Source organism: Klebsiella oxytoca NBRC 105695, from assembly GCF_001598695.1.
GTDB classification, from domain to species: Bacteria; Pseudomonadota; Gammaproteobacteria; order Enterobacterales; family Enterobacteriaceae; genus Klebsiella; species Klebsiella oxytoca.
In genome coordinates, this window is the sequence record NZ_BCZK01000007.1 from 67915 (window position 1) to 80064 (window position 12150).

A 12150-nucleotide genomic window follows, 5' to 3' on the forward strand; every position below is an offset into this window, starting at 1 on the left:
GCACCCTATCAGGCGTTGCAGTATTTCTTTTTAATCACCACGATAACTGTACCGAGCAGCCCGGCTATCAGCAGCGCGATAGGCAGAATCATCAGGCAGGTCATGACCTGATCTTCATGACGTTTTACGAAGGGAATCATACTCAACGCATAGCCCAGACCGGTAACTACCCCAACCCACAGCAGCGCGCTCAGCCAGTTGAAAAACTGGAAGCGGCGGTTCGGCAGCCCGGAAATGCCCGCCATGGTTGGCAGAAGGGTGCGAACAAACGCCAGGAAGCGTCCGGCCAGCAGCGCCAGCAGGCCGTGCTTGTCAAACATGCAGGTTGCCCGCTGATGGTATTTATGCGGCAGATGCCCAAGCCAGCGCTTAACCGTGGCGGTATTACCCAGCCAGCGCCCCTGAATATAGCTCAGCCAGCAGCCGAGGCTGGCTGCAGCGGTTAAGATAGCGACAGTCGGTACAAAGTCCATCACGCCTTTGGCGATTAGCGCGCCGGCGAGCAGCAGCAGGCTATCGCCCGGTAAAAACGAGGCGGGCAGCAGACCGTTTTCCAGAAACAGGGTTGCGAACATGACCAGATATACAACGCCCACAACGTGGGGGTTTGCCAACGCGGCAAAATCATGCTGCCACAGAGCGGCGACGATTTCTTGAATGACAACCATGGACTTTCCTAAGTGGTACCGTGTTTTTTATTTAGTGTACTCCTGAAGAGGCCCGAGCACCTTGATCCCGGGCGCAACTAAAGCGGCCGCTTTTCTTAAAAACGTCCGCTATTGTTGCCACTGACTGTCACTTTACACGATACGCGCGAAGCCCGCCGCTAAATCATCCAGCAGATCGGTAACATTTTCTAACCCGATATGTACCCGAATTAGCGTGCCGCTGAAGTCAACTTCAGCATCAGGACGGATTGCGGCAATGTGTTCCGGCTGATTGGCTAAAATCAGCGATTCAAAGCCGCCCCAGGAGTAGGCCATGCTGAACAAGCTGAAGTGGTCGAGGTAGGCGGACAGCTCGGCATCGCTCAGGCGTTTGTTCAGCACGAAAGAGAACAGACCGCTGCTACCGGTGAAGTCCCGCTTCCAGTACTCATGGCCTTTGCTGCCGGGCAGGGCGGGATGATTCACGCGCGCTACCTGCGGATGCTGTGCCAGCCATTCGGCAATCTGCAGGCTACTCTCATGATGCTGACGCAGGCGGACGGCAAGGGTGCGCAGGCCGCGGCTGGTCATGTAGGCGGTATCGGCATCCACCATTTGCCCCATCAGGTAGGCATTTTCCCGCAGCTGCGCCCAACAGCGCTCATTGGACACCGCAGTGCCGACCATCGCATCGGAATGGCCGATCAGGTACTTGGTTCCGGCCTGAATAGAGATATCGATACCAAACTCCAGCGCTTTGAACAGTACTCCCGCCGCCCAGGTGTTATCGATCATAATGATAGCTTGCGGAGCGACGCTGCGCACCGCCGCGACGATCGCCGGGACATCATGAACTTCCATGGTGATGGAGCCGGGCGATTCGAGGAATACCACTCGGGTATTCGGCTGTACCAGACGGGCAATATCGCCGCCGATAAGCGGGTCGAACCAGCCGGTGGTTACGCCGAGTTTGGCGAGGATTTTAGTGCAGAAATCCTGGGTCGGCTCGTAGGCGGTATTGGTCACCAGAATATGGTCGCCCTGCTCGACGAACGCCAGGATAGTATTTGCGACCGCCGCTGCGCCGCAGGGGAAGAGGGCGCAGCCGGCGCCGCCTTCCAGTTCGCACATCGCTTCCTGCAGGGAGAAGTGGGTTAGCGTCCCGCGACGACCGTAGAACAGTTCGCCTTTGGCGCGGTTGCGGGTGGCGTGCTTTTTCGCTTCGACGGTGTCGAAAACCAGCGATGACGCGCGCTGAATCACGCTGTTGACCGAGCCCTGAGTATATTTTTTGCTGCGCCCGGCATGAACCAGCGCAGTATCAAGATGTTTATCAGCCATGTTCAGATAACCTGTTTTTATACGTCTGGACGTCTAAACTATCATGAATGCCCGTTGATGTACCGGGTCACGGCGGATACAGGTAAAAATTTTACTAACCGCGGGGTCAGCAACTTTTTTACTGCGTAAGCGCAAGGAAAATAAACGTGATTTGCTGCACAGTGTAAATACTAATGAGAACCACTATCAATTCGATGTCGTTTTGATATTATTGTGCGCAGATTTTGTGATTTACGTCCTGGAGATACAGTGTGGGTAATAATTTGATGCAGGCGGATCTCTCCGTTTGGGGTATGTATCATCATGCCGATATTGTCGTTAAGGTAGTGATGATCGGCCTGATTCTGGCGTCGGTCGTTACATGGGCTATCTTTTTCGGCAAAGGCGCAGAAATCCTGGCCAGCAAGCGCCGCCTCAAGCGCGAACAGCAGCTGGTTGCTGAAGCACGCTCTCTCGACCAGGCCAGCGATATCGCTAACGGTTTCGATGCGAAAAGCCTGACCTCGCAGCTGATCAACGAAGCGCAAAATGAGCTTGAGCTTTCTGCGGGTTCTGAAGATAACGAAGGCATTAAAGAGCGTACCGGTTTCCGACTGGAGCGTCGCGTCGCGGCGGTAGGTCGTTACATGGGACGCGGCAACGGTTATCTGGCGACCATCGGCGCGATTTCCCCGTTCGTCGGCCTGTTTGGTACCGTCTGGGGCATCATGAACAGCTTTATCGGGATTGCCCAGACCCAGACCACTAACCTGGCGGTTGTTGCTCCGGGCATCGCGGAAGCGCTGCTGGCCACGGCAATCGGCCTGTTCGCTGCGATTCCGGCGGTCGTCATCTATAACATTTTCGCCCGAATGATTGCCAGCTACAAAGCGTCCCTTGGCGATGTCGCCGCCCAGGTTCTGCTGCTGCAAAGCCGCGATCTGGACCTGAGCGCCAGCGGCGTTAAGCCGGTACGTACCGCCCAGAAATTACGCGTAGGTTGATGCTCTATGGCGATGCATTTTAACGAAAACCTCGATGATAACGGCGAAATGCACGATATCAACGTGACGCCGTTTATCGACGTCATGCTGGTGCTGCTGATCATCTTTATGGTGGCGGCGCCGCTGGCGACCGTTGACGTGAAGGTCAATCTGCCTGCGTCCTCCAGCCAGCCGCAGCCGCGTCCGGAAAAACCGATCTATCTCTCGGTGAAGGCGGATAAAACCATGTTCCTCGGCAATGACCCCATTACTGACGAGAACATGATTGCGTCTCTGGATGCGTTGACCGAAGGTAAGAAAGACACCACGGTCTTCTTCCGTGCGGATAAAACCGTGGACTACGAGACGATGATGAAAGTTATGGATACCCTGCATCAGGCGGGTTATCTGAAGATTGGTCTGGTGGGCGAAGAAACCGTCAAAGCGAAGTAATCTCCCCTTTCCACGCATCTCCTCAGGCTGGCCTTGCGCCAGCCTTTCTTATAGTTGAAGCAAAAACTTGTAAGACCAATCGTGTAGATGTGTGACAACTTTCTCAGTTAACAGAAAACATAAACCCGATGCGAAAAATGACAATAGGATAGTTTTTATCCTCCCTCTAGAGTGAATACCACTTCATCTGAGAGGGATTATATTGTGAATCACGATAATAAACTGTCATTTGCGGAGAAGCTGGGATACGGCATGGGAGATGCAGCCTGCGGTATCGTCTACTCTTCGGTAACCATGTTTCTGACATGGTTTTATACGGATATTTACGGACTCTCCGCTGCCGCAGTCGGAGTGATGTTCCTGGTGACGCGGGTTCTGGATGCGATTACCGATCCGCTAACCGGCATCGTTGCAGACCGTGTGAAGACCCGCTGGGGCCATTTTCGCCCGTGGCTTATCTGGTTTGCCGTCCCTTATGCCGTGCTGGCGGTAATGACCTTCACTACTCCGGAATTTGGCGCATCGGGTAAACTGGTTTACGCCTACCTGACTTACACCTTACTCATGCTGTGTTACACCTTTATCAATATTCCCTACTGCGCGCTGGGCGGAGTCATCACGCGCGATGAGAAGGATCGCCTATCAGCCCAGTCATATCGTTTTACGATCTCTTCTCTGGCCGGTCTGATGGTTTCTGTCGCAACCCTGTTTCTGGTGGATTTTTTAGGTAAAGAAAATAAGCAGTTTGGTTTTCAGGCGACAATGGGAATCATGGGCGCGATCGCTATTGTAATGCTGGCTTTCTGCTTCTTCTCTACTAAAGAACGCGTGGCTCCAGCGGTTGAACAGCAGGGGAGCATACGCGAAGATCTCCGTCAGCTTCTGGCGAATGACCAGTGGCGTATTGTGGCGATAATCACTTTTTTCTCGAGTATGGCCGGGGTTATGCGCAGCGCCGCCACGCTCTATTATGCAACCTACCTGATGTTAGGCGGCGTGGAGTCCGCGGCGGGAACAGCCATGAAATCAGCATTTGTTTCCACCAGCGTCGTTGGCACGATTATCGGCAGCATCGCCGCCGGATGGCTGGCCAAGCGCTATCGCGCGGTCTCGCTGTTTAAAAATATCAACCTCCTGCTGGTTCTGGTTGGCGTCGTAATGTTCTTTGTGCCGCCGACCTGGCTGCCGGTGGTGTTCCCTTTATACTTTCTGGTCGGCTTCTTCCATCAGATGTACCAGCCGTTTAAATGGAACATGATGGCCAACGCCGCCGATTATGGCGAATGGAAGTTTGGTCGTCGCATCACGGGATTATCTTATTCCGGTAATCTGTTTGCTTTGAAAATGGGCATGGCGGTTGCTGGTGCCGCCGTAGGTTTTTCGCTTGGGCTATTTGGCTATCAGGCGGGCGTAACGGCGCAGACTCCGCTGGCGACAATGGGAATTGTTGGGCTGTTAACGCTCGGTCCATCACTATCTTACCTGCTTCTGTGGTGGCTGGCGCGTTTCTATAAGCTGGATGACAAAATGATGCAGACAATTCAGCGAGAGCTGTCCATGCGCCAGCAACAGGCGCATTCAGAGACGCAATTGCCGCTAAACGCCGTTCCGGAAAAGGCCTGAGGAGATGCGAAATATGACTCCTTCTGAATACCAGAATCCTATTTTATGCGCCGATTATTCCGACCCGGATATCGTGCGCGTAAGGGATGATTTCTTTATGGTCTCTTCCAGTTTTAACCATGTGCCCGCTTTACCGATCCTGCATTCAACGGACCTGGTTAACTGGACTATTATCAACCACGTTCTGGATGAACTGCCGCTACCGGGTTATGACCGGTATCAGCCGGGTAAGGGCGTATGGGCGCCATCGATTCGCTGGCACGATGGCAAGCTGTGGGTCTGCTTCAGCACCCCAGATGAAGGTATTTTTATCTGCCATACCGAGGACCCGTGGGGGAAATGGAGCGCTCCGCACTGCCTGCGTCAGGCCAGAGGGTGGATAGATCCCTGCCCGTTCTGGGACGACAATGGTCAGGCCTGGTTGGTACATGCTTTCGCCCATAGCCGCAGCGGCATTAAGCATAAACTGCAGTTGTTTGCGATGGCGCCGGACGCCAGCGAATTACTGGGCGAAGGGCAGATTATCTATGACGGCTGCTGCGATTTACCCACCCTTGAGGGGCCAAAGGTTTATCAACGCGCCGGTTGGTACTACATCTTTGCTCCTGCGGGCGGGGTAGAAAATGGCTGGCAGACGGTGCTGCGCGCGCGCCAGATGACGGGGCCCTGGGAAGCCAAAAACGTGCTTTTCCAGGGAAACACATCGATAAATGGACCACATCAGGGCGGCTGGGTGGAGGGCGAGAAGGGCGAATGCTGGTTTGTTCATTTCCAGGACTTACATCTCTATGGCCGCGTGGTTCACCTCCAGCCGATGTTCTGGGGTGACGACGGCTGGCCGCGTATCGGTGAGCAGATTGGCAGTTGCGGCGTCGGACAGCCGGTTTTACGTTGGCCGCGTCCGAAAGGGTTAACGCCTTCACCGGCGTTGGCGCCGCAAACCAGCGACTATTTTGCGCAAGGCCAACCGGGAATACAGTGGCAGTGGCAGGCTAACCCCAGCCCTGAGTGGCTGCTGCCGGCGGAAGGCGAACTCCGATTACGCTGCACCCCATTATCCCAAGTCGATGGACAGAGAGCGTTATACTGGGCGCCGCAGCTGTTGCTGCAGAAATTCCCGGCGCTAACTTTTAGCGCGAAAACAAGCGTAACGTTATATGCCGCTCAGGACGGTGATGCCGGAGGCCTGATCGTATACGGCGAACGCTACGCCGCTTTGCTGGTGGAGTTTGGGCAAGGGAGTTGCCGGCTCGTGTGGCGACACGGTTGGATGAGCGATGCGGGCGTTGTGCGCGAAACTCGTCAGGTTCTTGCTGAGCTTAAGCGCGGCAAGTGTCAGCTGCAGGTTGCCGTAGGCGAAGGCGGCTTGTGTCAATTTTCCTGGCGAGCTGAGGAGGAGGAGTGGCAGGGGGTTCCCCTTTGTTTTGCTGCCGGGAAGGGGAAATGGGTCGGTGCGAAATTTGGCCTGCTGGCTGCTTCAATGGATGGCCTGCAAAGCGAGGGCTACTGCTCTTTGCAGGACTTTGAGGTCATCCTATAAAGAAACCGTTTCTGGCCGTCTGCAGATAATGCGGGCGGCTGGATGTTGCATAAACGTTACCCTGTTGCGATATAATGGCGGCCGTTTATGTTAACTGACAGGATCTTATGGAACGCTTTCTGGAAAATGCTATGTACGCCTCGCGCTGGCTGCTGGCGCCGGTTTATTTTGGCCTCTCGCTCGGTCTGATTGCGCTGACCATCAAATTTTTTCAGGAGATCTTCCACATACTGCCGCATATTTTTAGCGTCAGTGAGTCGGATATGATTCTGACCCTGCTGTCGCTGGTGGATATGACCCTGGTGGGCGGTTTGCTGGTGATGGTGATGTTCTCCGGGTATGAAAATTTTGTCTCGCAGCTGGATATTAACGAGGGTAAAGAAAAACTCAGCTGGCTGGGAAAAATGGACGCGACGTCGCTGAAAAATAAGGTTGCCGCCTCCATCGTGGCGATCTCCTCTATTCACCTGCTGCGGGTGTTTATGGATGCGAAAAACGTCCCGGACAATAAGCTGATGTGGTACGTCATCATCCACCTGACCTTTGTGCTCTCGGCCTTTGTTATGGGCTACCTCGATCGTCTGACCAAAGTGAAACACTGATCCCTTCTCTCCCGGCGGCGTTAGCCGCTGGGCTTTTTTCTCCCCGTTTCTGCTTTTCTGCGCTGGCGTATGTCCGGGCTTCTGCTTTGCTTAAAGGGCGCTTAACAACGGAGGCAGGGTGATGACGCGATTAACGGCCAAAGATTTTCCGCAGCAGCTGCTCGAGTATTATGACTACTATGCCCACGGCAAAATTAGCAAACGCGAGTTTCTCCAGCTGGCGGGGAAATATACCGTCGGCGGGATGACCGCGCTGGCGCTGTTTAATCTGCTGAAGCCCGACTATGCCCTGGCAGAGCAGGTATCGTTCACCGACCCGGATATCCGCCCGGAGTATATTCATTATCCCTCTCCTGATGGCCACGGCGAAGTGCGGGCTTACCTGGTGACGCCGACGAAAATAGCCGACAAAGCGCCCGCCGTGGTGGTGGTTCATGAGAACCGCGGCCTGAACCCCTATATTGAAGACGTAGCCCGGCGGGTAGCGAAAGCGGGGTATATCGCGCTGGCGCCGGATGGCCTGAGCTCCGTCGGCGGCTATCCGGGGAATGATGATGAAGGCCGCGCGCTACAGCAGAAAGTCGATCCCGTGAAGCTGATGAATGACTTTTTTGCGGCGGTCGAATTTGTGGCGAAGCATCCGCAGGCGACGGGGAAGGTCGGTATCACCGGTTTTTGCTACGGCGGCGGCGTCAGCAACGCGGCGGCGGTGGCGATCCCGGAGCTGGCCTGCGCGGTGCCGTTTTACGGCCGCCAGCCGCCGTTGAAGGAGGTCGATAAAATTAAAACGCCGCTGCTGCTGCATTACGCCGAACTCGATAGCGGCATTAATGAAGGCTGGCCCGCCTATGAACAGGCGCTGAAGGCGCATAATAAAGTCTACGAGGCCTATCTCTATCAGGGCGTGAATCACGGCTTTCATAATGATTCCACGCCGCGCTACGATCGGGCTGCGGCTGACCTGGCCTGGCAACGTACGCTGGCGTGGTTTGAAAAGTATTTACGCTAGCGCAAACGCCATAAATAGCGCTACCGCTCGCTTAAAAAATCGCTATATAATTTATTATATAACGATTGGGAGAGCGCGATGGAAAATCATTTTGGAAAAGGCTTAATGGCGGGGCTACAGGCATCCCATGCTGACACCGCCGCGCATGCGGCGAATTTTTGCACCGACTATAAACGCGGGTTTGTGCTCGGCTACTCGCACCGCATGTTTGAAAAAACCGGCGACCGCCAGCTCAGCGCCTGGGAAGCGGGGATCCTCACTCGTCGCTATGGCCTGGAAAGAGACATGGTGATGGACTTCTTCAAAGAGGGCAGTTCTTCGACCGCGATGCGCTACTTTATGGCGGGCTATCGGCTGGAAAGCTAAAAACCGGAGGCGGGCGCCTCCGGTGGGCCAGAGCGTTACGCCTGGCGCTTATCTTCGGTTTGCGTTTCGAAGTCGCTGGCGGCATGGCGCTCATGAAGCTGCTCATTGAGCGGGCCAGAGGTACGGTTAACCATGCGTCCACGCTGTACGGCGGGGCGATTGCCAACATCCTGCGCCCAACGCAGCACGTTTTTATAGCTTCCGGCATCAAGGAATTCGGCGGCATTATAGACATTCCCCAGCACCACGTTGCCGTACCACGGCCAGATGGCCATATCGGCGATGGTGTACTCTTCTCCCGCCACAAAACGACCGCGGGCAAGCTGCTTGTCCAGCACGTCAAGCTGGCGTTTGGCTTCCATCGTAAAGCGGTCTATCGCGTATTCGATTTTCACCGGCGCATAGCTAAAGAAGTGGCCAAAGCCGCCGCCGAGGAACGGGGCCGCGCCCTGCAGCCAGAACAGCCAGTTGAGGGTTTCAGTGCGGCCTGCCGGATCTTTTGGCAGGAAGAAACCGAACTTTTCCGCCAGATAGAGCAGGATGCTGCCGGATTCAAAAACGCGGGTCGGCGGAGTGGTGGAATGGTCGCGGAGCGCCGGGATTTTTGAGTTTGGATTAACCTCGACAAAGCCGCTGGAGAACTGATCGCCTTCACCGATGCGAATCAGCCAGGCGTCATATTCCGCGCCGCTAACGCCTAACGCCAGCAGCTCTTCCAGCATGATGGTCACCTTCTGGCCGTTGGGCGTCCCCAGCGAATAGAGCTGAAGCGGATGCGCGCCCACCGGCAGCTCCCGCTCGTGCGTTGCGCCGGAGACCGGGCGGTTGATATTGGCGAATGCGCCGCCGTTGTTTTGCTTCCATTCCCACACTTTAGGTGGCTGGTAGTTATTCTCTGACATGCTGATCTGCCTTTTTAGTGAGGTGTTGAAGTCGTGACGTTACCGTGCCGGAGCGCCGGTCTAAGCCAGAATCCGCGCGGCCCATACGCTGACGTCGTCGCCGCTGCCGAGATCCGCCTGCACCAGGCCATTAACCATAAAGGTCGGCGACACGTGGATGCCGTTCTGGCGGGCGTATTTGCTATGCCATTTGATCTCGTTTTGCAGCTCGGGGCGGGCAAACGCTGCGGCCAGCGAGACGCGGCTGTAGCGTTCGAGACGTTCAATAATCTGCTGCGGCGTGGCGTCCATATTCGGCCCGCTACAGTGGTCGGTAAACTCAAACTCTTCGCGGTGGTCGGCGACGGCTTTAAGCACCTTATGCGCCTGCTCGCGGCCGTGCGGGAGGGTTGACGCGGCGAGAATACAGCGGACGATGACGCCGGAAAACAGATGCCACGGTTGAGACTGCAAACGTATTTTGATCGTCACGTTATCTGCGCCAACTTCATCCAGCAGGTCATCAAGCTTATTAAAGGCGCGAACGGAATAGGGGCAGGTGGGTTCAAGGAACACCTCAAAGGTGCGTGGCCCATGACCCCAGACCAGCGGTTGGGCGGTCAGATGCGAAGGTGTGCTCATTGTCGGCTCCTGATAATTTTTTTATCTCAAATAACGATATCACTTTTGCCCGGGGGCGCAGGCTTATTTTCCTTAAGGGCACGATTAGCGAATCGAATGAGTGGTATCATCACTTCACCTCTGTCTGGTAAGTGCCTGCGGCAGGATAAGAAGAGGGAGTTTTGTTTCGCCAACTGCCCGGGCTGCATTAATTTGAGGTCAGGCTAAATGAGCAAAGGTTCGACAAGCAGTGACGCCCCGTTTGGTACACTATTAGGCTACGCACCGGGCGGCGTGGCGATTTATTCATCTAATTACAGTAGCTTAAATCCGCAAGATTATCCGGATGACGCCACGTTCCGCAGCTATATCGGTAATGAGTATATGGGGCATAAATGGCAGTGCGTGGAGTTCGCGCGCCGCTTTCTGTTCCTCACCTACGGTTTTGTTTTCACCGATGTCGGCATGGCCTACGAGATTTTCTCCCTGCGTTTTTTACGCGAGGTGGTCAACGACAATATTCTGCCGCTGCAGGCGTTCGCCAACGGCTCTCGTCGTCCGCCGATCGCCGGCTCGCTGCTGATCTGGCAGAAAGGCGGCGAGTTCAAGCACACGGGCCACGTGGCGGTCATTACTCAGCTGGTAGGGAACAAGGTGAGGATCGCCGAACAGAACGTGATTCACTCGCCGCTACCGCAGGGGCAGCAGTGGACCCGCGAGCTGACGCTGGAAGTGAAAAATGGCCTCTACACGATTAAAGACACCTTTGCCAATACCGAAATCCTTGGCTGGATGATCCAAACCGCCGATACCGAATTCAGCCTGCCGCAGCCGGTGCTGCCGGGTGAGGCGATGGCGATTAAAGGCGCGCGGTTGCCGAACAAAGGCCAGTTTCGCGGCAACTGGCTCAACGAGAAAGATTCCCTGCAAAAAGCCTATGTCGAAGCCAACGGCCACGTCATCAATAAAGACCCATACCAGTATTTCACTATTACCGAAAGCGCCGAGCAGGAGCTCATCAAAGCCACCAACGAGCTGCATCTGATGTACCTGCACGCTACCGACAAGGTGATGAAGGACGATAGCCTGCTGGCGCTGTTCGATATTCCGAAAATTCTCTGGCCGCGCCTGCGCCTCTCGTGGCAGCGCCGACGCCATCATATGATTACCGGTCGTATGGATTTCTGTATGGATGAGCGCGGGCTCAAGGTGTATGAGTACAACGCCGACTCCGCGTCCTGTCATACCGAAGGCGGGCTGATCCTCGAACAGTGGCTGAAGCAGGGCTACTGCGGCACCGGCCATAACCCGGCGGAAAACCTGCTCGATGAGCTTGCCGGGGCGTGGAAGCACAGCCGGGCGCGCCCATTCGTGCACATCATGCAGGATAAGGATCTGGAGGAGAACTACCACGCGCAGTTTATCCAGCGTTCGCTGACGCAGGCCGGTTTCGAGAGCAAAATTCTTTACGGCCTTGATGAGCTGTGCTGGGATGCCGCCGGGCAGTTAATTGATGCCGATGGACGCCTGGTTAACTGCGTCTGGAAAACCTGGGCATGGGAGACCGCCATTGAGCAGGTGCGCGAAGTCAGCGCCGACGAGTACGCGGCGGTGCCGATCCGTACCGGGCACCCTGATAATGAAGTGCGTCTGATTGACGTCCTGCTGCGCCCGGAAGTGCTAGTCTTCGAGCCGCTGTGGACGGTTATCCCCGGCAACAAGGCGATTTTGCCGGTGCTTTGGTCGCTGTTCCCTAATCATCGCTATCTCCTGGATACCGATTTTGTGGTCAACGAGCAGCTGGCGGAAAGCGGCTATGCGGTTAAGCCAATCTCAGGCCGCTGCGGCAGCAATATCGATCTGATTGGCCCGCAGGATGAAGTGCTGGATAAAACCAGCGGCCAGTTTTTCGATCGCAAAAATATTTACCAGCAGCTGTGGTGCCTGCCGAAGGTGGATGGCAAATACATCCAGGTTTGCACCTTTACGGTTGGCGGTAACTATGGCGGTACCTGCCTGCGCGGAGACGATTCTCTGGTGGTCAAAAAAGAGAGCGATATTGAGCCGCTAATCGTGCTAAAAGACAACGATAGCCGTTAAATTTT

13 protein-coding genes are annotated in these 12150 nt (G+C 55.3%); 9 read left to right on the plus strand and 4 right to left on the minus strand.

Going from position 1 to position 12150, the window contains the following annotated elements:
* Positions 1–8: 8 nt before the first annotated feature.
* Complete coding sequence (gene yghB, locus KO1_RS13725) at positions 9–668, minus strand: DedA family general envelope maintenance protein YghB (protein WP_004105816.1); 660 nt, start codon at positions 666–668, stop codon at positions 9–11.
* Between the two features lie 132 nt (positions 669–800).
* On the minus strand, positions 801–1988 hold the full coding sequence (metC, locus tag KO1_RS13730; RefSeq protein ID WP_004105814.1) for a cystathionine beta-lyase: 1188 nt from the start codon (positions 1986–1988) through the stop codon (positions 801–803).
* 251 nt (positions 1989–2239) lie between these two features.
* Here metC and exbB point away from each other — a divergent pair, with 251 nt between their 5' ends.
* From exbB to KO1_RS13765, 7 genes are all read left to right on the plus strand, one after another.
* Entirely contained in the window at positions 2240–2971 is a 732-nt protein-coding gene (gene exbB, locus KO1_RS13735) for a tol-pal system-associated acyl-CoA thioesterase (RefSeq protein ID WP_004105812.1), read from the plus strand.
* A 6-nt stretch (positions 2972–2977) separates the two neighbouring features.
* Complete coding sequence (gene exbD, locus KO1_RS13740) at positions 2978–3403, plus strand: TonB system transport protein ExbD (protein ID WP_004105810.1); 426 nt, start codon at positions 2978–2980, stop codon at positions 3401–3403.
* A gap of 204 nt (positions 3404–3607) precedes the next feature.
* Positions 3608–5026 (plus strand): glycoside-pentoside-hexuronide (GPH):cation symporter, encoded by a 1419-nt coding sequence (locus KO1_RS13745; RefSeq protein WP_004105808.1) that lies wholly within the window; start codon positions 3608–3610, stop codon positions 5024–5026.
* A gap of 13 nt (positions 5027–5039) precedes the next feature.
* Positions 5040–6566 (plus strand): glycoside hydrolase family 43 protein, encoded by a 1527-nt coding sequence (locus KO1_RS13750; RefSeq protein ID WP_004115611.1) that lies wholly within the window; start codon positions 5040–5042, stop codon positions 6564–6566.
* A 107-nt stretch (positions 6567–6673) separates the two neighbouring features.
* A complete protein-coding gene (locus KO1_RS13755; protein ID WP_004105804.1) occupies positions 6674–7168 on the plus strand; it encodes a TIGR00645 family protein in 495 nt (164 codons plus the stop codon).
* Between the two features lie 121 nt (positions 7169–7289).
* A complete protein-coding gene (gene yghX, locus KO1_RS13760) occupies positions 7290–8177 on the plus strand; it encodes a YghX family hydrolase (RefSeq protein ID WP_032729235.1) in 888 nt (295 codons plus the stop codon).
* 78 nt (positions 8178–8255) lie between these two features.
* Positions 8256–8543: a DUF2623 family protein gene (locus tag KO1_RS13765; RefSeq protein ID WP_032729236.1), complete on the plus strand. Its 288-nt coding sequence runs from the start codon at positions 8256–8258 to the stop codon at positions 8541–8543.
* 35 nt (positions 8544–8578) lie between these two features.
* On the opposite strand, the gene yghU is transcribed toward KO1_RS13765, so the two are convergent.
* Both yghU and KO1_RS13775 read right to left on the minus strand, forming a co-directional pair.
* On the minus strand, positions 8579–9445 hold the full coding sequence (yghU, locus tag KO1_RS13770; protein WP_004105799.1) for a glutathione-dependent disulfide-bond oxidoreductase: 867 nt from the start codon (positions 9443–9445) through the stop codon (positions 8579–8581).
* Positions 9446–9505: 60 nt separating this feature from the next.
* Positions 9506–10066, minus strand: coding sequence for a DsbA family protein (locus KO1_RS13775; RefSeq protein WP_004115608.1), 561 nt, complete (start codon positions 10064–10066; stop codon positions 9506–9508).
* Between KO1_RS13775 and KO1_RS28925 the strand changes: the two genes are divergently transcribed.
* Both KO1_RS28925 and gss read left to right on the plus strand, forming a co-directional pair.
* Positions 10066–10197: a hypothetical protein gene (locus KO1_RS28925; protein WP_306344562.1), complete on the plus strand. Its 132-nt coding sequence runs from the start codon at positions 10066–10068 to the stop codon at positions 10195–10197. The two genes, KO1_RS13775 and KO1_RS28925, sit on opposite strands and share 1 nt — an antisense overlap.
* Before the next feature lie 76 nt (positions 10198–10273).
* Complete coding sequence (gene gss, locus KO1_RS13780; protein ID WP_032729237.1) at positions 10274–12145, plus strand: bifunctional glutathionylspermidine amidase/synthase; 1872 nt, start codon at positions 10274–10276, stop codon at positions 12143–12145.
* Positions 12146–12150: the final 5 nt, after the last annotated feature.

Bases quoted from the DNA above. Each gene is read 5' to 3' on its own strand.
- yghB (WP_004105816.1), bottom strand. From the start codon at position 668: ATGGTTGTCATTCAAGAAATCGTCGCCGCTCTGTGGCAGCATGATTTT.
- metC (WP_004105814.1), bottom strand. From the start codon at position 1,988: ATGGCTGATAAACATCTTGATACTGCGCTGGTTCATGCCGGGCGCAGC.
- exbD (WP_004105810.1), top strand. From the start codon at position 2,978: ATGGCGATGCATTTTAACGAAAACCTCGATGATAACGGCGAAATGCAC.
- KO1_RS13750 (WP_004115611.1), top strand. From the start codon at position 5,040: ATGACTCCTTCTGAATACCAGAATCCTATTTTATGCGCCGATTATTCC.
- KO1_RS13755 (WP_004105804.1), top strand. From the start codon at position 6,674: ATGGAACGCTTTCTGGAAAATGCTATGTACGCCTCGCGCTGGCTGCTG.
- yghX (WP_032729235.1), top strand. From the start codon at position 7,290: ATGACGCGATTAACGGCCAAAGATTTTCCGCAGCAGCTGCTCGAGTAT.
- KO1_RS13765 (WP_032729236.1), top strand. From the start codon at position 8,256: ATGGAAAATCATTTTGGAAAAGGCTTAATGGCGGGGCTACAGGCATCC.
- yghU (WP_004105799.1), bottom strand. From the start codon at position 9,445: ATGTCAGAGAATAACTACCAGCCACCTAAAGTGTGGGAATGGAAGCAA.
- KO1_RS13775 (WP_004115608.1), bottom strand. From the start codon at position 10,066: ATGAGCACACCTTCGCATCTGACCGCCCAACCGCTGGTCTGGGGTCAT.
- gss (WP_032729237.1), top strand. From the start codon at position 10,274: ATGAGCAAAGGTTCGACAAGCAGTGACGCCCCGTTTGGTACACTATTA.